Origin of the sequence: Ventosimonas gracilis (assembly GCF_001580025.1) — a bacterium.
In the GTDB taxonomy this organism is placed as follows: domain Bacteria; phylum Pseudomonadota; class Gammaproteobacteria; order Pseudomonadales; family Pseudomonadaceae; genus Ventosimonas; species Ventosimonas gracilis.
Map to the genome: position 1 here is coordinate 29,984 of NZ_LSZO01000044.1, position 21,409 is coordinate 51,392.

At 55.1% G+C, this 21,409-nt stretch carries 20 protein-coding genes; 12 read left to right on the forward strand and 8 right to left on the reverse strand.

The features are described 5' to 3' along the window. Positions 1-7: 7 nt before the first annotated feature. The gene (gene gbca / locus AXE65_RS02295; protein ID WP_068387553.1) at positions 8-1,297 is read right to left on the reverse strand and encodes a glycine betaine monooxygenase oxygenase subunit; all 1,290 of its coding nucleotides are present in this window, start codon (positions 1,295-1,297) and stop codon (positions 8-10) included. 238 nt (positions 1,298-1,535) lie between these two features. Here gbca and gbcB point away from each other — a divergent pair, with 238 nt between their 5' ends. From gbcB to AXE65_RS02320, 4 genes are all read left to right on the forward strand, one after another. Then, positions 1,536-2,621 carry a glycine betaine monooxygenase reductase subunit gene (gbcB, locus tag AXE65_RS02300; protein WP_439144668.1) on the forward strand — a complete coding sequence of 362 codons (1,086 nt, stop codon included), beginning with the start codon at positions 1,536-1,538 and terminating at the stop codon, positions 2,619-2,621. Between the two features lie 317 nt (positions 2,622-2,938). Continuing rightward, positions 2,939-4,813 (forward strand): fimbria/pilus outer membrane usher protein, encoded by a 1,875-nt coding sequence (locus tag AXE65_RS02310; RefSeq protein ID WP_079214006.1) that lies wholly within the window; start codon positions 2,939-2,941, stop codon positions 4,811-4,813. 150 nt (positions 4,814-4,963) lie between these two features. After that, on the forward strand, positions 4,964-5,230 hold the full coding sequence (locus AXE65_RS02315; protein ID WP_068387515.1) for a BrnT family toxin: 267 nt from the start codon (positions 4,964-4,966) through the stop codon (positions 5,228-5,230). Continuing rightward, on the forward strand, positions 5,217-5,600 hold the full coding sequence (locus tag AXE65_RS02320; RefSeq protein WP_068387518.1) for a BrnA antitoxin family protein: 384 nt from the start codon (positions 5,217-5,219) through the stop codon (positions 5,598-5,600). Before AXE65_RS02315 ends, AXE65_RS02320 begins: the two co-directional genes overlap by 14 nt. Before the next feature lie 111 nt (positions 5,601-5,711). On the opposite strand, the gene AXE65_RS02325 is transcribed toward AXE65_RS02320, so the two are convergent. After that, positions 5,712-5,927, reverse strand: coding sequence for a DUF1127 domain-containing protein (locus AXE65_RS02325; RefSeq protein WP_068387521.1), 216 nt, complete (start codon positions 5,925-5,927; stop codon positions 5,712-5,714). Between the two features lie 308 nt (positions 5,928-6,235). Continuing rightward, positions 6,236-7,717: a malate dehydrogenase (quinone) gene (gene mqo, locus AXE65_RS02330; RefSeq protein ID WP_068387523.1), complete on the reverse strand. Its 1,482-nt coding sequence runs from the start codon at positions 7,715-7,717 to the stop codon at positions 6,236-6,238. A 252-nt stretch (positions 7,718-7,969) separates the two neighbouring features. Between mqo and gltX the strand changes: the two genes are divergently transcribed. Together gltX and mltF are read left to right on the forward strand one after the other, a co-directional pair. Further along, positions 7,970-9,442, forward strand: coding sequence for a glutamate--tRNA ligase (gltX, locus tag AXE65_RS02335; protein ID WP_068387525.1), 1,473 nt, complete (start codon positions 7,970-7,972; stop codon positions 9,440-9,442). 113 nt (positions 9,443-9,555) lie between these two features. Beyond that, the gene (gene mltF, locus AXE65_RS02340; RefSeq protein WP_153015369.1) at positions 9,556-10,968 is read left to right on the forward strand and encodes a membrane-bound lytic murein transglycosylase MltF; all 1,413 of its coding nucleotides are present in this window, start codon (positions 9,556-9,558) and stop codon (positions 10,966-10,968) included. Here mltF and eno read toward each other — a convergent pair. The 3 genes from eno to pyrG are packed head-to-tail and all read right to left on the reverse strand — an operon-like array spanning position 10,949 to position 14,778. Continuing rightward, complete coding sequence (gene eno, locus AXE65_RS02345) at positions 10,949-12,244, reverse strand: phosphopyruvate hydratase (protein WP_068387530.1); 1,296 nt, start codon at positions 12,242-12,244, stop codon at positions 10,949-10,951. The two genes, mltF and eno, sit on opposite strands and share 20 nt — an antisense overlap. Before the next feature lie 54 nt (positions 12,245-12,298). Then, a complete protein-coding gene (kdsA, locus tag AXE65_RS02350; protein ID WP_068387534.1) occupies positions 12,299-13,141 on the reverse strand; it encodes a 3-deoxy-8-phosphooctulonate synthase in 843 nt (280 codons plus the stop codon). Beyond that, a complete protein-coding gene (pyrG, locus tag AXE65_RS02355) occupies positions 13,138-14,778 on the reverse strand; it encodes a CTP synthase (RefSeq protein WP_068387556.1) in 1,641 nt (546 codons plus the stop codon). Before pyrG ends, kdsA begins: the two co-directional genes overlap by 4 nt. 214 nt (positions 14,779-14,992) lie before the next feature. Here pyrG and AXE65_RS02360 point away from each other — a divergent pair, with 214 nt between their 5' ends. From AXE65_RS02360 to AXE65_RS02375, 4 genes are all read left to right on the forward strand, one after another. After that, complete coding sequence (locus tag AXE65_RS02360) at positions 14,993-15,364, forward strand: UPF0175 family protein (RefSeq protein ID WP_204376500.1); 372 nt, start codon at positions 14,993-14,995, stop codon at positions 15,362-15,364. A gap of 18 nt (positions 15,365-15,382) precedes the next feature. Further along, positions 15,383-15,859, forward strand: a complete 477-nt coding sequence (locus tag AXE65_RS02365; RefSeq protein WP_500691238.1) for a PIN domain-containing protein — start codon at positions 15,383-15,385, stop codon at positions 15,857-15,859. Positions 15,860-16,073: 214 nt separating this feature from the next. Further along, positions 16,074-16,256 (forward strand): type II toxin-antitoxin system HicA family toxin, encoded by a 183-nt coding sequence (locus AXE65_RS02370; protein WP_068387538.1) that lies wholly within the window; start codon positions 16,074-16,076, stop codon positions 16,254-16,256. 10 nt (positions 16,257-16,266) lie between these two features. After that, complete coding sequence (locus AXE65_RS02375; RefSeq protein WP_068387540.1) at positions 16,267-16,689, forward strand: type II toxin-antitoxin system HicB family antitoxin; 423 nt, start codon at positions 16,267-16,269, stop codon at positions 16,687-16,689. Between the two features lie 111 nt (positions 16,690-16,800). Here AXE65_RS02375 and AXE65_RS02380 read toward each other — a convergent pair whose 3' ends face one another. Both AXE65_RS02380 and AXE65_RS02385 read right to left on the reverse strand, forming a co-directional pair. After that, on the reverse strand, positions 16,801-18,138 hold the full coding sequence (locus AXE65_RS02380; protein WP_068387543.1) for a sigma-54-dependent transcriptional regulator: 1,338 nt from the start codon (positions 18,136-18,138) through the stop codon (positions 16,801-16,803). A gap of 184 nt (positions 18,139-18,322) precedes the next feature. Next, entirely contained in the window at positions 18,323-19,897 is a 1,575-nt protein-coding gene (locus AXE65_RS02385) for a sensor histidine kinase (protein WP_338061930.1), read from the reverse strand. Positions 19,898-20,232: 335 nt separating this feature from the next. Here AXE65_RS02385 and AXE65_RS02390 point away from each other — a divergent pair, with 335 nt between their 5' ends. Next, complete coding sequence (locus tag AXE65_RS02390) at positions 20,233-20,685, forward strand: pilin (RefSeq protein ID WP_068387548.1); 453 nt, start codon at positions 20,233-20,235, stop codon at positions 20,683-20,685. 85 nt (positions 20,686-20,770) lie between these two features. Beyond that, positions 20,771-21,217 (forward strand): pilin, encoded by a 447-nt coding sequence (locus AXE65_RS13205; protein WP_079214007.1) that lies wholly within the window; start codon positions 20,771-20,773, stop codon positions 21,215-21,217. Positions 21,218-21,409: the final 192 nt, after the last annotated feature.

Sequence of the window (21,409 nt, forward strand, 5' to 3'; positions counted from 1 at the left end):
AACCGCGTTAAGCCACTTGACGTAGCTGCGGCACTTGTGAGGGCGTGCCGTCCAGATGGTGCAGCATGCGTTCGCTATACCAGTCGAGGAAGTTGATGACGCCGAACTCATAGGTTTTTGAGTACGGGCCGGGCTGGTAGGCGGTGGAATTGATACCGCGTTGGTTCTCCTCAGCGAGACGACGGTCTTGCACGTTAGTGGCATCCCAGACTTCGCGCAGCCGCTGCGGGTCGTAGTCCTGGCCTTCTACCGCGTCTTTATGCACCAACCATTTGGTAATGACCAGGCTTTCCTGCGCACTAATCGGCCATACGGTAAACACAATCATATGGTCGGCCATGCAGTGGTTCCAGGCATGCGGCAGATGCAGGATGCGCATCGAGCCTAAATCTGGGTCTTTAATTCGCCCCATCAGTTTGTTGCAGCCGGGCTTGCCGTCCAGCGTCATGGAAACCGTGCCGTCCAGTAGCGGCATGCGCACAATGCGATTGCGCAGGCCAAAGCTCGCATGCGCGTAAGGGATTTTGTCCGCGTCCCAGCGTTTGGTGCAGGCGGCGACTTGGTCTTTAAAGGCTTGGCTCGCCCGTGGGTCGGTAACGTCGTCCCATTCCAGCAGGGTTTTCAACAGTTCGGGATGCGAGCCGTTGCAGTGGTAGCACTCGCGGTTGTTTTCCATGACCAGCTTCCAGTTGGCCTGCTCGATCAGCCTGGATTCGACCGCGACCTTGGTATTTTCCATGTCATACGGCTCCATGTAGTGCTCCAAGGTGCGCAGAAAATCATCGATGGCGGGCGGATTTTCGGCGAGCGAGACAAAAATATAGCCGCCTGCGCTTTTCACATTAACCGGTTTAAGGCCGTACTGCGCCATGTCAAAGTCCGCGCCCATTTCGGTTCCGGCAAATAGCAGGCGGCCGTCGAGTTCGTAAGTCCATTGGTGATAGGGGCAGACCAGTTTGGCGACCTTACCCTTGTCGGTCACGCACAGGCGCGAGCCACGGTGACGGCAAACGTTGTGGAAGGCGTGGATTTTCCCTTCTGCGCCGCGCACCACCACAATCGGGTTTTTGCCGATTTGTAGCGAGATAAAGTGACCCTTGGCCGGGATTTCACAGGTCATTCCGGCAATCAGCCATTCCTTACCGAAAATCTCCTGCATGTCGATATCAAACAGTCGGTCATCACAATAAAACGGCTGCGGCAGAGAGAAGTTATGGTCGCGCTCTTTAAGCATGGCGGCCGTGGCTTGACGGGCATTTTGCAGGGTATCGACCAGGTTGCTATGGTGGCTCATCATGCATTCCTCATTGTTATGCAGGCTTTCTTGGAGCCTGTAGTGTGGATAAACACGCGAAAGTAACCTTGCTTGCAGGCGACCTGCCGAAAGACTTTTTCCGACTTTGTGGTGAATAGTGCAGATATAGGTCGCTGGCAGGTAAATATCCGCCGCGCCCAGCGGCGCAAAATAGCGGCTAAATAAATTCTGTCCGTGCGGAGCCATTTCAATGAATAACAATGTCTTTAACCCGGCGGCGATGCAGCCGGTTTCTACCCAGACTTGGAGCAATGGCCGCCATCCGGTGCGCTGCGTCAAGGTGATTGCAGAAACCCACGATGTGCGCACCTTTTGTTTTTCCGCCGACCAGCCGATGTTGTTTTTCTTTAAACCCGGCCAGTTTGTGACGCTGGAACTGGAAATTAACGGCGAGCCAGTGATGCGTTCGTACACTATTTCCAGTGCGCCTTCGGTGCCTTACAGTTTTTCTTTAACCATTAAGCGCGTGCCGGGCGGCAAGGTCTCCAACTGGCTGCACGATCATTTAAAAGAAGGCGACACACTGGCGGTACACGGGCCGGTCGGCAACTTTAATGCGATGGATTTTCCGGCGGAAAAGGTATTGTTTTTATCCGGCGGTGTGGGCATTACCCCGGTGATGTCGATGGCTCGCTGGTTTTTTGATACCAATGGCAATGTGGATATGGTCTTTGTGCATAGTGCACGCACGCCGAAAGACATTATCTTCCACCGCGAACTACGGCATATGGCCTCGCGCATCAGTAACTTTAAACTGCATTTAATTTGTGAGCGTTATGAGATAGGCGAAACCTGGGCGGGCTATCGCGGCTATTTAAGCCAAGCCATGCTGGAGTTGATCGCGCCGGATTATCAAGAGCGCGAAGTGTTCTGCTGCGGCCCTACGCCCTATATGAAGGCGGTTAAACATCTGTTGCAAACAAACGGCTTTGATTTAAACCGTTATCACGAAGAAGCCTTCGGTCCTACCCCGGCGGATATTCAAGAAGAAGTGCGTGAGCAAAACAGCGAGGCGCTGGCGCTGGATGCACAGCCAAGCGAAGAGCACTGCAAAATCGAGTTTAGTGAAAGCGGTAAAAGCGTTGCGATTGCACCTTCTGAAACCATCCACAGCGCCGCCGCCAAACTCGGCCTGCATATTCCCAAAGCCTGCGGCATGGGCATCTGCGGCACATGCAAAGTGCTCAAAAAATCCGGCGAGGTGGAGATGGAGCACAACGGCGGCATTACCGATGAAGACCTCGCCGAAGGTTACATTCTCTCCTGTTGCAGCAAGCCGCTGACGGATGTGGTGGTTGAGTTCTAAAGTTTTGCCCATTCCCGCCGAAATCCTAGGGCTGTTCCCGTTTCAAACGCGAGCCGCGCTGCTGCTCAAAATTTCGCCAGACTAGGCGCAGCATGCAGCCAATGTGTACAACCTTGGCAAATGCTGCAACGACGTATGGCGAAATTTTGGGCGCAGCCCGAAGGGACGGGGCAGATTTTTCGCGCCGCTGCGTTACTCGTCGCTCATTTGCATGAGCAAACTTCGCTTCTCGCGCCTTGCCGCGCGAAAAATCTGCCTCCGTCGCGGCCGCGTTTGAAACGGGAACAGCCCCTGGAATTTAAGCGGGATCTTAAGATTTGCCACGAACCACAGTTAAGCGCTTATTCACGCTGGCATTGATCGCCCCGGTTTATGTAAAAGCGGCCGCTTTGGCGCCGCAGCAGTTGGACGCAGGCACTCGTCTGCTATTTGCCAACTACAAGGGCAACTACTGGCATGCGCAGCGCAGCGGCGAGCAGAACAGTCGGCAGGATTCGGCATTTTTATCGCTACAGGGCGGTTTTAATCTGGGGCTGTGGCAGTTTCGCCAGCAGGGCAATCTGGCCAAAGTACAAGGCGACAGCGTGCATTGGCATAGTCTGCAACGCTATCTGCAAAGGCCGCTGGTGGGCATCGGCAGCGAGCTTTCGGTCGGCGAGCTTTATAGCAGCGGACGCTTGTTCCCCGCCCTTGCCTATAACGGCATTGAGCTGGCTTCCGATGAGCGCATGCTAAGTGACAATCAGCGCGGTTATGCGCCGGTGGTGCAAGGCGTGGCGCAGAGCAATGCGCGGGTATTGATCAGTCAGAACGGGCGCGAGATTTACCAAACTTCGGTATCCGCCGGGACTTTTGTGATTGATGACCTGTCGCCGACCAGCTACAACGGCGACCTGGAGGTCACGGTCGAGGAAGCCGATGGTTCGGTCAAGCGCTTCAGCCTGCCGTTTGCCGCCCTGCCGCAATCCTTGCGTATGGGGCATTCCAGCTATAACTTGGCGCTCGGGCGTACCCGTGATAGCGCGGCCAATAGCCTGTTTGCCGATGCGATCTATCAATACGGACTGCGTAATAACCTAAGCGTCGGCAGCGGGCTGCGCTTGGCTGAAGGCTATGGGCGGCTGGTCGTCGATACCGTCTACAGCAATGCCTTGGGCGCGTTTGACCTTAACTTAAGTCACAGCCGTGCCCATCTGCCCAATGATCAGCAACGCAGCGGCTGGTTGGCCGGGCTTAGCTACAGCCGCACCTTTGCCAAGAGCAATACGCGCGTTGCCATTGCCGGCTATCGCTACTCCACTGAAGGCTACCGCGAACTGCCGCAAGTACAGGCCGAACGGGCGGCGGCTCGTGGCCGAAAGCCAAGGCAAACACAGGACTTGCAGCAACAGCGCTCAAGGCTGGAAGTCAATCTCAACCAGAGTCTGGGTGACTACGGCGAAGTCTTTATTGCGGCTGTGCGCAAAGACTGGCGCGGCAGCGCAACCGATGACCAGCAATGGCAATTGGGTTACCGCAAAACTTGGGGAAACGGCATTAGCCTTGGTCTGTCACTGCTGCGCCAGTACAGCGGTACAGTGAAAGATAAGAGCGGGCGCGAGGAAACCGTAACCAGCTTATCCGTCTCGATCCCCTTGGGCAGCAGTGGCAAAACCCGTGTGCACAGTGGCTTTCAGCACAGCACCAGTAACGGCGCTCAATACGATACCGAGCTTTTGGGCCAGTTCAGCGAATATTCGCGCTACAACCTGGGCAGCAGTCATAGCGAGCAGCAGCGAAGGCCGGTGTTAAACGCCAAGTTGCAGCAGGACTTTGCTGGCGTGAATTGGCAACTTGCAGGCAGCCGCGGGCAAGATTACTGGCAGCTTTCCAGCGACCTGCAAGGCGCTGTCACGCTGCACAGCGGCGGCCTGACCTTTGGTCCTCCGCTTAGCGATACCTTTGCCCTGGTCAAAGCCAAAGGCGCAAAAGGAGCGCAGATAGACGGCTATCCACAAAGTCGCATTGATCGTAACGGTTACGCCCTGGTACCCCATTTATCGCCCTATCGCTATAACCGTATCGCGCTTAAGTCCAAAGATAATGTTGTTCAAGAACAACAGATTGCGCCTTACGCCGGGGCGACCGTCAAGCTGCATTTTCGCAAGCCTCACAAGCCCCAACAACAGAATAAAAAGGGCAATCCCACTTAGCCAGACAGCCCAGTAAGCCAGTGGAGAGGTGCGCAGTGCGTGCCTCTTTTTTATCGCTAAAATTTCTTATAGGAATGTATTTTTAGAGGTAACAGGCTAAGAAATGCCGTTTTCTGGCTATTTTTGAGCAAAAGTCAATACAATTAATTTATGCTGATTGAATTCGACCCCGCCAAAGATGCGATTAACCGTGACAAGCACAAGCTGTCGCTGATGCTCGCCTCTGATTTTGAGTGGGATACTGCGCAGATTGAGGAAGACCGCAGCGAGTATTACGACGAACAGCGCTTTAAGGCTACCGGATATATCGGGCAGCGCCTGTATGTGCTGATTTTTTGTATGCGCGGCGATACTCCTCGCGCTATCAGTTTGCGCCGCGCTGAAAAATACGAGGAACGACGTTATGCCAAAGCTTAAGCCTAACCATATCAGCCCCACCGACGAAGAAGACGCGGCCATCCATGCGGCAGCACTGGCAGACCCTGATAATCCACCACTGGATGAGGCGTTTTGGCGCAATGCCCGCCCCGCTCGCGAGGTGCTGCCGCCCGCCGTATATGCGGCGCTGACCGACAAGAGCAAACCCGCCACGATCACGCTAGTCACGGACGAACAAGACCGTGCCAGACAAAAGCGCACGGGACGCCCACCGGTGGCAAATCCCAAGCGACCCACCACCATCCGGCTATCGCCCGAAGTCATAGACGCTTTCCGTGCGACGGGTCGCGGCTGGCAAACGCGCATTGATGCGCTGCTGCGCGAGGCCGTGGAGCAAGGGCGAGTGTAGGGCGTTATCTAACGCTCCCTGCGCTTTTTTTGGCCGCCAGTGCGCGTATTTGCGCTAAACATAAACAACAAACCCCGCACGATGGCGGGGTTTGTGTGACTGGCATTTAGATTAACGCCAGAAGGGTTTTTTCAGTTCGCGCTGGCGCTGGGCTTCGCTGATACCGGCATCGGCCAGCAGGCGGTCGTCCAAGCGGGCGAGTTCGCGGCGGGTATTGATGCGGCGCTGCCAGAGCATAAAGTTGGAGAACAGGCGAACCGGTAAGTGGCCGTATTGAACCGAGGATTGCTCGGCGAAGTTCAGGTTGGAATCTAAGGTACGTTCCATGGTAGTGCTCCTTTCCGCTTGTGGCGGGATGAAATAGATTTGACGGTGTACATGATGCGTTTCGCCGCGCTTTTTCACCAGTCACAGATGGGCACAAGTTGCGTGATTTCTGTAATGTTATCGCTCAACTGTACTGCTTGGCAGCGCGTTATCTGTGCTGCTTGCGGGCGTATTTGACCTGCATCCAGCCGCAGCCTTGAGCAGGCAAGCGGGTTTTCCTGGCAGTACAGTTTTGTTTTTGCCATATTTTATAAAACTGTTTTATTGCGCTTATTAGGGTCTATTCCCGTTTGAAACGGGAATAGACCCTAGGCCTCAAGCCCCAATACTTCGTTGCTGCGCGCGGTCACTTTGCGCCAGACGGCGGCATCTTGTTGCAGCGCTGTTTCGCGCGCGGGGAAGATTTCATCGAGCTTCCCTTGCCAGCCATTGAGGCGTTCGGCAAAGCAGCGTTCGAGCAATTGCAGCATGATCGATACCGCCACCGAGGCGCCCGGGGATGCGCCGAGTAGCGCGGCTAAAGAGCCGTCCGCGGCACTGACCAGCTCCGTGCCGAACTGCAAAATACCGCCTTTGTGCGGGTCTTTTTTAATGATTTGCACGCGCTGCCCGGCGACTTCCAGCCGCCAATCATCAGCGTTTAGCGTTGGATAAAAGCGGCGCAGCACATTAAGGCGCTGTTCTTGTGACTGCATGGATTGCTGGATGAGGTAACGGGTTAAATCCAGATTACTGCGCCCAACCGCGAGCATCGGCCACAGGTTGCCGGGGCGTATCGACAGCGGCAAGTCCAAACAGGAGCCGTGCTTTAAAAACTTGGTGCTAAAGCCCGCGTAAGGGCCAAACAACAAAGAGGTTTGCCCGTCGATAACGCGGGTATCGAGATGCGGCACCGACATCGGCGGCGCACCCACCGCGGCCATGCTGTAGACCTTGGCTTGGTGCTGCTGAACCACTTGTGGGTTGTCGCAGCGCAGCCACTGCCCGCTGACCGGAAACCCGCCATAGCCATGACCTTCCGCGATGCCGGACAATTGCAGCAGCGGCAATGCGCCACCGCCGCCGCCCAAAAACACAAACCTTGCCTTAACCTGCCGCTCGCTGCCGTTTTGTGTGTTGCGGATATTGACCTTCCAGCCATCCCCACTGCGCGCAAGGCCGGTCACTTTTTGCAGGCAGAGCAAGCGGGCGTTGTCTTGACCTTCCAGCCACTTAAGCAATTTGGCGGTCAATGCGCCGAAATTCACATCAGTGCCGCCGGCCATATAAGTCGCCGCGAGGCGCTCATTGCCTTCGCGGCCTTGCATCATCAGCGGCATCCACTCGCGCAAGCGGGCAAAATCTTCGCTATAGGCCATCGAAGTAAAGGCGTGTTGCCCGCGCAGTGCTTCAAAGCGCGTTTTTAAGAAAGCGACATGCCCATCACCCTGGACAAAACTCAAATGCGGGATGGGGTTGATAAAGTCCTTGGGCGAAGCCAACGCGCCGCTTTCGGCCAGCCAACGCCAAAGTTGTTTGGAGACCTCAAACTGGCTGTTAATCAGCACGGCTTTTTGAATATCCACGGAGCCATCGGCGGCTTGCGGAGTATAGTTCAGCTCGCACAGACCGGCATGACCGGTACCGGCGTTGTTCCAGGGGTTGGAGCTTTCCACCGCGCCGCTGGCTTGCAGTTCAACGATTTCAAGTTTGATGGCAGGGTCAAGCGCTTTGAGCAGTACGCCCAAGGTCGCACTCATAATCCCCGCGCCAACTAACAGCGCATCAACGCTTTCGTTTGGCTGCGTCATCGCGCCACTCCCATGCCAAGGAGAACATCTGCAAGGCTACTGACTCTGTTCAGGTTATCCATGTTTTACCGCACTCTTGTGAAGTTGCCGCCGGTTAATCTGTGCGCTTGTGGCCGCACAAATTTTCAAAAATGGGCGCGATTATAACGATGAACTAAGCGAGACTGACGACTTTTTGCGGCGCAAAATCCGCTGTTGGCTCAATCACCTGCTAAAATCGCGCATCCGCTTTAGCCGCTAGAGAAACCTTCCATGACTGTTGTTCGCACGCGCATTGCGCCGTCGCCGACCGGTGACCCGCATGTCGGCACGGCCTATATCGCCTTGTTTAACCTGTGCTTTGCGCGTGCGCACGGCGGCAAGTTTGTGCTGAGGATTGAAGATACCGACCAACTGCGCTCCTCGCGCGAATCCGAGCAAAAAATTTTTGATGCGCTGCGCTGGCTGGGGATTGAATGGGACGAAGGCCCTGATGTTGGCGGCCCGAATGGTCCGTATCGGCAAAGTGAACGCGCTGAGATTTACCAAAAACACGCCGCTCAATTGGTGGAAAAAGGCCATGCCTTTCCCTGTTTTTGTTCTGCTGAGCGTTTGCAGCAGGTACGCCGCGAGCAGATGGAGCATAAGCAAACCCCGCGCTATGACGGCCACTGCCTGCATATCCCGGCGCAAGAAGGCAAACGCCGGATGGCCGCGGGAGAGTCGCACGTTATCCGTATGAAAGTACCCACAGAGGGCATCTGCAAGGTGCCGGACATGCTGCGTGGCACGGTGGAAATCCCCTGGGACAGGATGGATATGCAGGTGCTGATGAAAGCCGACCGCCTGCCGACTTACTTTCTCGCCAACGTGGTCGATGACCATTTAATGGGTATTACCCACGTGCTGCGCGGCGAGGAATGGCTGCCTTCTGCGCCCAAACTGATCTTGCTTTATCAGTATTTCGGCTGGCAGCCGCCGCAGCTTTGCTATATGCCGCTTTTGCGTAATCCCGACAAAAGCAAGCTATCCAAACGCAAAAACCCGACTTCCATCACCTTTTACCAGCGTATGGGTTTTTTACCCGAAGCCATGCTCAACTATCTAGGCCGCATGGGCTGGTCAATGCCGGATGAGCGGGAAAAATTCTCACTCGCCGAGATGATCGAACAGTTTGACCTGTCGCGCGTGTCCTTGGGCGGGCCGATTTTTGATTTGGAAAAACTCTCCTGGCTCAACGGCCAATGGCTGCGCGAACTGCCACTTTTGCGCTTTGCTGAAGCCGTGCAAAAGTGGGCGCTCAATCCCGATTACCTGCTGCAAATCGCGCCGCTGGTGCAGGGCAGGGTGGAAACCTTTAGCCAAATCGCCCCGCTTGCCAGCTTCTTTTTTAGCGGCGAAGTGCCACTTTCGGCAGAACTGTTTACGCATAAAAAGCTTAAGGCCGATGAGGTGCGCCAAGCACTACAACTGATATTGTGGCGACTGGAAGCGCTGCGCGACTGGCAAAAAGAGACTATCACCGCCTGTATCGAACAGGTCGCCGCCAGCCTTTCGCTTAAACTGCGCGATTTAATGCCGCTGATATTCCCGGCCATTAGTGGCGCGGCCAGTTCCGTATCAGTGCTGGATGCGATGGCGATTTTAGGCGCAGATTTAACCCGCTTTCGTCTGCGCAAAGCCATTGAATGCTTAGGCGGCGTGTCGAAAAAAGAAGCCAAAGAATGGGAAAAACGGCTGAGCTAATCCTGACTGCCATTCGCTTGATGGTCTTTAAGCGAATGGCGCAGTGGGGCGTAGATCGCGCCCGGTGCGCTCAACTTCAACGCGCTATACGCTACTGGTGGCCCTTCGTTGCCATGGGCTTGTTATCCACCAGCAAACCACTCAGTACACTTGAACAAATCCATCGATCGGGCGTACTCAGCGTTATCAGCCGTAATAGCCCATCCACCTGGTTTCAAGACCAAGACGGCGACCACGGGTTTGAATACGAACTCGCCAAAGCCTTTGCCGAACACTTGGGCGTGCGCCTTTCCATGCAAAGCGCAGGCAATTTGCAGCAACTGCTGGATAGCTTAGATCGCGCAAACGGCCCGATGCTGGCGGCGGCGGGCTTGGTCATCAGTGAACCGCGGCAAGCGCGGGTGCGCTTTTCGGTGCCTTATCTGCCTATTTCCACCCAAGTCGTTTACCGGCGAGGTGACGCGCCGCCCAAACGGCCGGAGGATTTACCCGGCAAACGCATCGGGGTTATTCAAAACAGTCATCAGGCCGAACGGTTAAGTGTGCTGCAAGAACAGTTGCCGAACCTTTCGTTTGAGCAATTCACTGCACTGGAAGTAGGCGATTTACTGCGCATGGTGGATGAAGGGCAGCTTGATCTGACCTTGGTCAGCTCCAACAGCCTGGCCATTCATCAGGTGTACTTTCCCAAAGTGCGCGTGGCCTTTGAGCTTGAAGGCGGCGATGGACAGCTTGGCTGGGCGGTGGGCAACCGTGATGACGGCAGCTTATTGGCGGCAGTCAATCAGTTTCTACAGCAAGCCGAAGCAAACGGCCTGTTGGAAAAACTGAAAAACCGCTATTTCGGCCATATTGATGTGTTGGGCTATGTCGGGGCACTGCGTTTTGCCCGTCACCTTGAGCAAAGGCTGCCGCGTTATCAGGCTTATTTTCGCAAAGCCGGCGAACAAACCGGCCTTGACTGGCGATTGCTTGCCGCCGTCGGTTATCAGGAATCGCTCTGGCAGCCCGAGGCCACCTCCAAAACCGGTGTGCGCGGCCTGATGATGCTAACCCTTAATACCGCCGAAGAAATGGGCGTTGTCAATCGTTTAAATGCGGCGCAAAGCATTAAGGGCGGCAGCCAATATCTGGCACAAATTAAAAGCCGTCTGCCGCCGAGCATTGAGGAGCCTGACCGCACCTGGTTTGCGCTGGCCGCTTACAACATCGGCCTCGGTCACTTGGAAGACGTGCGTACACTGGCACAGGACGAAGGGCTTAACCCCAACCTATGGGCCGAGGTCAGGCCGCTACTGCCGCGCCTTAGCCAAAAACAGTGGTACCAGAAAACCCGCTACGGCTCCGCCCGCGGCGGGGAAACCCTGCATTTTGTGCGCAGTGTGCGCCGCTACTACGACATTCTGCGCTGGATGAATGATGCGCCGGTACAAAGTCCACCGCTGCCAAACAATGATGAGCCGCCTATCGAGACACAAGGCGGCGAAAAAGGCGGCGAAACGCAGCTTAGCGAGCAGCAAGATTAAGCGCGGCGCGGCCCGCAAAGGCCGCTTGCGGCAGGTTTTCGGCAATGCGCAGCAATTGGTTGTATTTCGCTACACGCTCAGAGCGGCACAGCGAACCGGTTTTGATTTGCCCGGCCGCCGTGCCGACGGCAAGATCAGCGATAAAGCAGTCTTCGGTCTCGCCGCTGCGGTGCGAAATCACGCAGCGGTAGCCCGCCGCGGTGGCCATGCGAATGGTATCCAGCGTCTCGCTTAAGCTGCCGATTTGGTTCGGTTTAATCAAAATGGCATTGCCAATGCCTTGCTCGATGCCTTGTTTTAAGATTTGACTGTTGGTGACAAACAGGTCATCACCGACTAATTGCACTTTTTGACCCAGCTTATCGGTTAAAACCTTCCAGCCCGCCCAATCGGATTCGTCCATACCGTCTTCAATCGAGGCAATCGGGTAGCGCTCGCAAAAGTCAGCCAGATAATCGCTAAAGCCCGCCGCGTCAAAGGTTTTGCCTTCACCTTTAAGCTGATAAGCGCCCTCCAGGTAAAACTCGCTGGCGGCGCAGTCGAGCGCCAGCAGCACGTCTTTGCCCAGCGTATAGCCCGCCTTGGCAACCGCCTCGCTAATCGCTGCAAGCGCCTGTTCGTTGGAGGAAAAATCCGGCGCAAAACCGCCTTCATCGCCCACCGCCGTGCTCATGCCTTGTTGGTTCAGCAGCGCTTTAAGCTGGTGGAAAATTTCCACCCCCATGCGTAGCCCGTCAGCAAAGCTGGCAGCGCCTACCGGCTGAATCATAAACTCTTGAATATCCACATTATTGTTGGCATGTGCACCGCCGTTGATGATATTCATCATCGGCAGCGGCAGGCTGAACTGCCCTGGCGTTCCAAACAGTTCGGCGATATGCGCATACAGCGGTATGCCCTTGGCTTTAGCCGCGGCCTTAGCCGTCGCCAGTGACAGCGCCAAAATGGCATTGGCGCCCAACTTGGCCTTGTTCTCGCTGCCATCGAGATCCAGCATCCGCTGATCCAGCGCCTGTTGTTCGAAGGCATTTTGGCCTAACAGTGCTTGGCGTAGTTCGCTATTGATATGCTGGGTTGCTTTAAGCGTGCCTTTGCCTAGATAACGGTTAAGGTCGGCGTCACGTAACTCCAGCGCTTCACGTGAGCCGGTGGATGCGCCGGACGGCGCACAGGCGCGGCCGATAAAACCGCCTTGTAGCACCACCTCGGCCTCTACCGTGGGATTGCCGCGCGAGTCGAGCACTTCGCGCCCTTTAATATCGATAATTTTTGCCACTTTTGCGCAACTCCTAAAAAGCGCCCTCGCCACTTGGGGGAGAGGAAAGAAAAATCAAGCCGTTGCCAATTCGGCAAACTGTTTAACCAAAGTATCGAGCGCCTTAAGTTGCGCTAAAAAGTCTTCAAGAAGCTCAAGACGCAGCGCACAAGGGCCGTCGCATTTGGCCTGTTCGGGATTGGGGTGCGCTTCTAAAAACAATCCGGCAATACCCTGGCTGATACCGGCGCGCGCCAAATCCACAATCTGCCCACGCCTTCCACCGGCGCTGCTTTCCCCGGCACCGGGCATTTGTAGCGCGTGGGTCACGTCAAAAAACACCGGATAGCCAAAGGCTTTCATCAGACCAAAGCCCAGCATATCGACGACGAGATTGTTGTAACCAAAGCTGCTGCCGCGCTCGCACAAAATCAGCCGCTCATTACCGGCTTGTTCGCATTTGTGGAGGATATGGCGCATTTCCTTGGGGCTTAGAAACTGCGCTTTTTTGATGTTGATCACCGCGCCGGTTTTTGCCGCGGCCTGTACCAAGTCGGTCTGCCTTGAGAGAAAGGCCGGAAGCTGGATAATCTCGCACACCTCAGCGACCGGCGCGGCCTGCCAGGGTTCGTGAATATCGGTTAACAGCGGCACGCCAAAGGCTTGTTTAATGTCTTCAAAAATACGCAAGCCTTCATCCAGACCCGGGCCGCGAAAAGACGTTAATGAGGAGCGATTGGCCTTATCAAAACTTGCCTTGAATACATAGGGAATGGCGAGTTTCTGCGTAACCTTAACGTAGTGCTCGCAAACGCGCAGTGCCAAATCGCGCGATTCGAGCACATTCATGCCGCCAAACAGCACCATCGGGCGGTTATTGGCAATTTCAACAGCGCCCACTTGAATGGTTTTATTCATGCGGCCTGCTCCCGCTGCGCTTGATGGATAAGTGCGGCCTCAATAAAGCCAGAAAACAGCGGATGGCCGTCACGCGGGGTGGAGGTAAATTCGGGGTGGAACTGGCAGGCGACAAACCAAGGATGCCCCGGCACTTCCACCACTTCGACCAGCGCTTCATCGGCGGAGCGGCCGGTGACGCGAAGTCCGGCGCTTTCCAGTTCTGCCAACAGGTTATTGTTGACCTCGTAACGATGCCGATGACGTTCGACAATGCGCTCCTTGCCATAACAGGCATGCACTTGTGAACCGGCTTGCAGCAAGCAATCCTGGGCTCCCAAACGCATGGTGCCGCCGAGGTCCGATGCATCGCTGCGCTGCACGGCTTCACCGGAGGCATCGCGCCATTCGGTAATCAAGCCAATCACCGGGTGCGTGGTTTTGCCGTCAAATTCGGTGGAATGCGCATCCGTCCAGCCCAGCACGTTGCGCGCGTATTCGATCACGGCGACCTGCATACCCAAACAAATGCCGAAATAGGGAATGCCCTGCTCGCGGGCGTATTGCACCGCCTGGATCTTGCCCTCCACCCCGCGCAGGCCAAAGCCGCCGGGCACCAGCACCGCGTCTACCTCGGCCAGTAACGATAAGCCCTCGGTTTCAATATCTTCCGAATCGATATAACGGACATTGACCTTGGTGCGACTTTGAATGCCGGCGTGGCTAATCGCCTCAATCAGCGATTTATAGGCATCGAGCAGCTCCATATATTTGCCGACCATGGCAATGCTCACTTCGCGCTCGGGGTTTTGCTTGGCATCGACCACTTTGTCCCATTCGTCCAGATTGGCCGGCGGACAAGTGAGCGCGAAACGTTCCACCACCCAGTCATCAAGCCCCTGCGCATTAAGCACGGCGGGGATTTTGTAGATGGTATCGACATCTTGCAGGCCGATCACGGCGCGTTCTTCCACATTGGTAAACAGCGCGATTTTGCGCCTTGAGGCTTCATCGACCGGATGGTCGCTGCGGCAAATCAGCACGTCCGGTTGCAGGCCAATCGAGCGCAGTTCTTTAACCGAATGCTGCGTGGGCTTGGTTTTAGTCTCGCCGGCCGTTGCGATATAGGGCAGCAAAGTCAGGTGCATCAGCATGGCGCGGCGCGCGCCGACTTCGACCCGAAGCTGGCGGATGGCTTCCAAAAACGGCTGCGATTCGATGTCGCCCACTGTGCCGCCAATCTCGACTAACGCCACATCCGCACCCGCCGCACCCTTGATAATGCGCTGTTTAATCTCATCCGTAATATGCGGGATGACCTGAATGGTCGCGCCGAGATAATCGCCGCGCCGCTCCTTGCGCAGCACATCGGCATACACACGGCCAGCGGTAAAACTGTTGCCCTGGCTCATGGTGGTGCGTACAAAACGCTCGTAGTGGCCAAGGTCAAGGTCGGTCTCCGCGCCATCGGCGGTGACAAACACCTCGCCGTGCTGGAACGGGCTCATGGTGCCGGGGTCTACGTTGATGTAAGGATCGAGCTTAAGCAGCGTCACCTTAAGCCCGCGAGCCTCCAAAATCGCCGCCAGGGACGCCGCCGCAATGCCCTTGCCCAATGAAGAAACCACTCCGCCGGTGACGAAGATATAGCGCGTCATAAAAAATTCCGTAAATCTGCGTTGTGACTGCATTGTGCTAAGGGAATGTGCCAAGGGAAGGCAGCGAGTAAGACACGGAAAAGCCCAAAGGCAGCCGATAAAGACGGGGGCATAGTTTAAGGGAGCAGGGGGATTAACTCAAACCGATGTATTGTGCTTATCACTGACACGCCCTCGGCCTGGGAATGGCGAAACTGTTGATTTGATCTACAATATGTGTACACAAATTAAGGGGGCTGCCGTGCAAACCTTCAGCATCCGCGAACTGCGCGAACGCTCGGGCGACCTCAGCCGCGCCGCCGAGCAAGGCGAGTTGTCGCTCGTCACCCGGCACGGCCAGCCGCTGTTTGTCAGTGTTCCCTTCACCGAAGACCTGCTGCGCGCCGGGGTGCATGTAGCAATGGCAGCCCGGCTGTTCCAAAGCGGCGACCTGCCGCCGGGTCGCGCCGCCAAGCTCGCGGGCATGAAACTGGCCGACTTTTTGGCCTACGTCAGCGCACAGGGCATCGCCGTCGTGGACTACGACCCCGCCGAGTTGGATGACGAGCTGGCCGCATTCGATGCCGCCGCTCAGCGGCCGGGCTGACCCGTGCGCCTCATCGTCGTGGCTGATTCCGGCCCGCTGATCGCGCTGGCGGGCTGCAACTGCTTGACGCTGCTCACCGAGCTGTTCAACGCACTCCACTTGCCGCACGCCGTACTGGCCGAAACCACCACCGACCCCGAACGTCCCGGTGCCCGCGCTATTGCCAGCTTTGTGCAGCAGCACGCACAGGTTTATGCCGACCGGCACGACGCCATCTACACGCGGCTCATCACCGGCCTGGATGAAGGCGAATCCCAAGCCATCAGCCTCGCCCACGCCTTGCAATGCGGCGTGTTGATAGATGAACGCCGGGGTCGCGCTGCGGCGCGCAGCCTGAACCTGCCGCTGTTCGGGGTGCTGGGCGTGCTGGTGCAAGCGCGCAGACTGGAGCGCATCGAAGCGCTGGCTCCGCTGTTGCAACAAATGCGGGCCAACGGCTACCGCATTGCCCCGGCGCTGATCGCCGCTGCGCTGAAGGCGGTGGGAGAGGCTTGATTTATTGCTTATGCCTTCCCCGCTTTACTGTCAAGTCAGACCCAGCCTCATTTTCAACTTTTATGCACAAAAATCAGCGCGGGGGTTATTTTCGCCTCTCATGCCTTGTTTTCGGTGGAGTTAGGCGAAGTTTATTAGAGAATTAAACAAAATTGATGCATTGTTATCTTTTTTGTTGTATTATGCGCCTTGATCCAGTGAATAGAGACAAGCCATGAAGTGCAGCGAATTCAGGCGGTGGTTGCTAAGCCAAGGCGTGACTTTCCAAAAAGGCAGAGGCAGCCACTTCAAATTGACTGCACCGAATGGCAATAGAAGCGTCTTTGCAGACCACGGCAGCGCGGAACTGCCAGAGCCCGCACGAAAGGCCATTATTAAGCAGCTTGGCTTGAATTGAGAGGAACGCCATGTACCACTACGCGCTACGATTTGAGCAGACAGAGGCGGGGATTGCCGTGTTCTGCCGCGACCTGCCGGAACTGACCAGCTACGGCAAGGATATTGAGCACGCCCTGCAAGAGGCGGTGGACGCGATAGAAACCACGCTATCAATCTACGTAGACCAGCGCCGCGTCATTCCACAAGCCAGCGCTGCCAGAGCAGGCGAGCAAGCGATTTATCTACCGGTAGCGACCGTTGCCAAGATTGAGCTATGGAATGCCATGCAAGAACAAGGCATGCGCAAAGCGGACTTATGCCGATTGCTGGGGATTAGTCCGCCACAAGGCGACCGCTTGGTTGACTTTCTGCACCCGTCGAAAATCAGTACGTTAGAGCAAGCGCTTGGCAAATTGGGCAGGCGCTTAATGGTCTATGCCGAGGCCGCTTAACCGCGCGACGTCCCCGTCCCGAGTAGTGGGCGGGTTAGATCCGCTGCTGATGGCCAGCCGCCAGGCGCTCGTTTCTGTGTGTAGCTGCCGCAATTGCGCCAATACATTGCACTAATCCCCAATCCCCAACTTTTTTAGCCGATGACGCAGCGAGCGGAAGGTGATGCCTAAGCGTTTGGCGGCGGCGGTGCGGTTCCAGCGGGTTTCTTCAAGGGCTTTTATCAGCAGGTTGCGTTCAGTTTCTTCCAGATAGTCGTCAAGGTTGTCGATTGGCTTGTTGCTGTCACTGGTTTCACGGATTGCTGCGGGCGTTTCGGCCAGTTGCAGGTCGTGCGGCTCAATTTGCCTGCCTTCACAGAGGGTGCTGGCGCGTTCAAGCAGGTTTTCCAGCTCGCGCACGTTGCCGGGGAAGCGGTAGCTTTGCAGTTTGGCGAGCGCCTCGGTGCTGAGCGTGATGCTTTGCCCGCTGGCTTCGGCGAGGCGCGCAAGGATGGCTGAAGCCAGCAATGGGATGTCTTCACGCCTCTCGCGCAGTGGCGGTACGCGCAGTTCGATCACGTTAAGGCGATAGTAGAGGTCTTGGCGAAAGCGCCCAGCGGCCACTTCGCCGGCCAAGTCTTTGTGCGTTGCGCTTAGCAAGCGGACATCGACTTTTTCTTCCTGCTGGTCGCCGACCGCGCGCACGGCTTTTTCCTGTATGGCGCGCAGCAGTTTCACTTGCATGGCAAGCGGCAGGTCGGCGACTTCGTCCAAAAACAAAGTGCCGCCCTGCGCCGCTTGAAACAGCCCTTGTTTGTCGCAGGTGGCACCAGTGAAGCTGCCTTTTTTGTGGCCGAAAAATTCGCTTTCCATCAGTTCTGAGGGAATGGCGCCGCAGTTAACTGGCACAAAGGGTTTGTCGCGGCGCGTGCCGCCAGCGTGAATTTGCCTTGCGACCACTTCCTTGCCGCTACCGGATTCGCCGCTGATATAGACCGGCGCTTGGCTTCGGCTGAGTTTTTCGATTTGTTTGGCAAGCTCCTGCATGGGTTTGGATTGGCCGAGCAGTGCGCCGCTTTCAGCTTTTGCCGGAGCCGCCTCAGCAAGGCGCAGCGCGTTATGGATCAGTTCGCGCAGGCGGGCAAGGTCTACCGGCTTGGTTAAAAAATCAAAAGCACCGGCTTTAAGTGCATCAATGGCAAGGTCTACGCTGCCGTAGGCGGTCAGCATGGCGACCGGCGTTTGCGGGTGGTGGCAAACGATGTGTTTAACTAAATCCAGCCCGCTGCCGTCGGGCAGGCGCATGTCGGTGATGCATAAATCAAAGCGTTCGCGCTCCAAAAGCTTTTGCGCTTGATTTAAATTTTCGGCGCTTTTGCTGGCAAGTTTCATGCGTTTTAGCGTGATTTGCAGCAGCTCACGGATATCTTGCTCATCGTCAACAATCAGTACGTTTTGTGCTTCATTCATGGTTTTTACCAATTAGCGCGACAAGCCACGCCCTGAAGAGGGTGTCGCAAAAGGGCAGAGATCTTATTTTATTCTGAATTTAAATTTTTAACCACATGATTTTATTGATATAAATAAAACCAATCCGCAGCAGAAATCCGATAACGGAGCCTTTTGCGACAGCCTCTTTAGCAAGGGGAGGATGTCAAGTCTTGATATAAGCGAAAGCAATACGCATGCAACTGCCACCCTCCGGACGCGGTAGATAGTTAAGGCGGGCGCGGTTCAGCTCGCACAGCTCGCGGGAAACATAAAGGCCAAGGCCGGTACCTTGGCTTTCGCTGCTGTTAAAGGGTTCAAACAGGTGCGCGGCGATCGTTTCTGGCACGCCTTCGCCATCGTCCAGTATATCCAGCACCGGCTGCTGGCTGTCTTCACGTCGGTACAACTTAAGCCAGACTTGCCCCTTGCCGTTATTTTTGCGGGCGCTGTAGCGCAGGCCGTTTTGCAGCAGATTGGTCAATACCTGCCTAAGCTGGGACGCTTCCATCTGTGTGTGCAGCTTATCTTGGCAGCGCTTAAGGTGCAGGCGCTGCTCTGGCGGCAGATGGCTTTGGTATTCAAGGACAAACTGCGAAAGCCAGGCGCCAAGCTCAATCAAGCTTGCCTCGCCCTGAAGCGTTCGCGGGCGCGACAGTTGCAGGACATTTTCGACTATCTGATTAAGCCGTCCTGCTTGTTGGTCAATAATGCGCACAAAGTGCGCGTCTTCATTTTGCAGGCAGTCGCTTTCTTGCAGCAGTTGCGCCGCATGGCTAATGGCCGCCAGGGGATTTCTGATCTCATGAGCAATGGCAGCCGACAGTCTGCCAAGCGCCACCAGTTTGATTTGCTGCGCCTGTTGCAGGGTTTTAGCGAGGTCTTCGAGGAAAACCAAACGGTGCTGCTTGCCGCCGTATTCAATCGACATAAACCCCAGTTGCAACAACGGGCCGTCTTGCTGAAGTTTTATGCTCGGTGGACGCAGGCTGGGATTGGCTTGCCATTGCTTAAAACAATCAACCAGCTCAGCGCTTAAATGATCAATAGAGCGCCCAACCAGTTCCGGCGAAGCAAACAGCCGCTGGCTTTCCGCATTGGCAAGCAAGATGTTGCACTGCTCGTCAAACAGCAAAATGCCGGTGTGCATACGTTGCAAAATGTGCGCATTGAGCGCTTCAAGACGGGCGACCGACTTGGCATGTTGTACGGCAAGGCGCTCACTTAAGCTCGATCTTTTGCTGAGCCACTGCGCCAGCAGCGCAGCCGCAAAGCATAATCCTCCCAGACTGCCCGCTTGCAGCCATCCAGAAACTGCGGCATCGGTCTGCAGATAGAGGTAAACATTGGGCAGCAACAGCCCCAGCGCGGCAATGGCGGCGATAAACAGGCCAATACGCCCGTGCAGCAGGATATTGGCCACCCCGACCGATACCACCAAAAAATTGCCAATACCACTGGCGACGCCCCCTGCGGTGTAATTGAGCAAACTGAGCAAAAGCACATCGGAAAGTGCCAGTACCAATACCGACAGCATGTGTTTTGGCCGTGGCAGGCCGATGGCCAGCAACACATTAACCAGTAAATACAGCCAACTGCTCGCCACAAAGGCAAGATTGGGCGACGTTCCCCACAGCACATGCTGCCAACCGCCGATGACGATCAACTGCAAAAGCAGGCTGATAATCACGCGGTAGCAGTGATAAATACGCAGCAGCAAGCGATTGGGTTGCGCAGACAACTGCGCTTCCATGTTGTCTGTATTTAAGTTATTTAAGCTTGGCAATTGACCGCTTCCTGTTGGCTGATGGCTTGCGAGCGGTGCTGACAATAAAGGTCAGCTTTTTTCCTTTTATGTCCAACAATGCCAGCAAACCCATCTAAAAATCTCTCTGAAAGCGGCCGTAGTGCGTGATTATATCAATACACTCAGTGCCTTACAAAAAGTTGGAGAGAGTTGGAAAAACTTGGCATGCTCCGTGCTATCTCTATTTTGGCAAGTAACTCAAACTTCAACATCCTCTCTGGCTGAAGCTTAAGTTATTCACTTCGCATACACTAAACGGGAGTTTTACCATGCAAGCACAAAAAGGATTCACCCTGATTGAGCTGATGATTGTGGTGGCCATTATTGGTATTCTGGCAGCCATTGCCATTCCGCAATATCAGAACTATATTGCGCGCACACAAGTTTCCAGAGTGATGGGTGAGACAGGCTCTTTAAAGACCATCTTGGAAGTTTGTCTTATGGAAGGGCGTACCTCGGTTGACTGGGTATCTGTACCATCGGCCGATGATAAATGTGCATTGGGCGCAATTGACTCAAACCTAATGGTTGGCGGTCATCCAGATGTTACTCCGGATCCGATCGGGAATAACGGCGTAGCTCAAATTAAGGCTACATTTACTGGAGCCAGTGCAAAAATCAATGGCGGAACGCTACAATGGGATCGTGATACCAATGGTGGTTGGAAATGCACCAGTTCTACAGAAGTTCAGGAGTTTGCGCCAACCTCTTGCCGATCCTAATCTTGCAGAGCGGAAAAGCAAAGTAAGTTAAAACGCCGCCTCGCAGCAGTAATGCGTGGCGGCTTGTTTAAAGAAGGGATTTGCCATGCAAGCACAAAAAGGATTTACACTAATTGAGCTAATGGTTGTGGTGACCATTATAGGCATTCTGGTCGCTGTCGCCATCCCGCAATATCAGAACCACGTTGCTCGCTCACAATTTTCCCGAGTGATGGGTGAGACGGGTTCCTTAAAGACTATCTTGGAAGATTGTCTTATCGAAGGACGCGATGCTGGTGTTGATTGGCAAAGTGTGCCAACGAGCGATGACAGATGCGCATTAGGTGATATCAAGTCAAATTTGTTAGATCAGGGGCGTCCAGATGTTACTATTAATCAGGGTGGCGGGGTTTTAGTGCATGCTACATTTAAGGGGGCTCATACGAAACTCAATAAAGGCTGGCTAGTTTGGGTTCGTGATGAGGATGGTGGCTGGAAATGCATAAGTATGCCGGCAATTCGTAAGTTTGCGCCCACCTCTTGCAGAGTATAAATGCCAGTTTCTTTCCTTGTCTAATCTTGCAGAGCTGAAAAGCAAAGTAAGTTAAGTTAAAACACCGCCCCGCAGTTATGCGGGGCGGTGTTTTGGTTTTTGCTTAGGGTCTTAGGAAGCAAACATGTTTTTATGGCATGATAACTTCCTGATATGACTGGTAAAAATAGGTACTTCAAACGTTCGAAAATC

What these genes read in the sequence shown, in the direction of transcription:
- gbca (WP_068387553.1), bottom strand. Translation starts at nt 1,297, where the DNA reads ATGATGAGCCACCATAGCAACCTGGTCGATACCCTGCAAAATGCCCGT.
- gbcB (WP_439144668.1), top strand. Translation starts at nt 1,536, where the DNA reads ATGCAGCCGGTTTCTACCCAGACTTGGAGCAATGGCCGCCATCCGGTG.
- AXE65_RS02315 (WP_068387515.1), top strand. Translation starts at nt 4,964, where the DNA reads ATGCTGATTGAATTCGACCCCGCCAAAGATGCGATTAACCGTGACAAG.
- AXE65_RS02320 (WP_068387518.1), top strand. Translation starts at nt 5,217, where the DNA reads ATGCCAAAGCTTAAGCCTAACCATATCAGCCCCACCGACGAAGAAGAC.
- AXE65_RS02325 (WP_068387521.1), bottom strand. Translation starts at nt 5,927, where the DNA reads ATGGAACGTACCTTAGATTCCAACCTGAACTTCGCCGAGCAATCCTCG.
- mqo (WP_068387523.1), bottom strand. Translation starts at nt 7,717, where the DNA reads ATGACGCAGCCAAACGAAAGCGTTGATGCGCTGTTAGTTGGCGCGGGG.
- gltX (WP_068387525.1), top strand. Translation starts at nt 7,970, where the DNA reads ATGACTGTTGTTCGCACGCGCATTGCGCCGTCGCCGACCGGTGACCCG.
- mltF (WP_153015369.1), top strand. Translation starts at nt 9,556, where the DNA reads ATGGGCTTGTTATCCACCAGCAAACCACTCAGTACACTTGAACAAATC.
- kdsA (WP_068387534.1), bottom strand. Translation starts at nt 13,141, where the DNA reads ATGAATAAAACCATTCAAGTGGGCGCTGTTGAAATTGCCAATAACCGC.
- pyrG (WP_068387556.1), bottom strand. Translation starts at nt 14,778, where the DNA reads ATGACGCGCTATATCTTCGTCACCGGCGGAGTGGTTTCTTCATTGGGC.
- AXE65_RS02360 (WP_204376500.1), top strand. Translation starts at nt 14,993, where the DNA reads ATGTGTACACAAATTAAGGGGGCTGCCGTGCAAACCTTCAGCATCCGC.
- AXE65_RS02370 (WP_068387538.1), top strand. Translation starts at nt 16,074, where the DNA reads ATGAAGTGCAGCGAATTCAGGCGGTGGTTGCTAAGCCAAGGCGTGACT.
- AXE65_RS02375 (WP_068387540.1), top strand. Translation starts at nt 16,267, where the DNA reads ATGTACCACTACGCGCTACGATTTGAGCAGACAGAGGCGGGGATTGCC.
- AXE65_RS02380 (WP_068387543.1), bottom strand. Translation starts at nt 18,138, where the DNA reads ATGAATGAAGCACAAAACGTACTGATTGTTGACGATGAGCAAGATATC.
- AXE65_RS02390 (WP_068387548.1), top strand. Translation starts at nt 20,233, where the DNA reads ATGCAAGCACAAAAAGGATTCACCCTGATTGAGCTGATGATTGTGGTG.
- AXE65_RS13205 (WP_079214007.1), top strand. Translation starts at nt 20,771, where the DNA reads ATGCAAGCACAAAAAGGATTTACACTAATTGAGCTAATGGTTGTGGTG.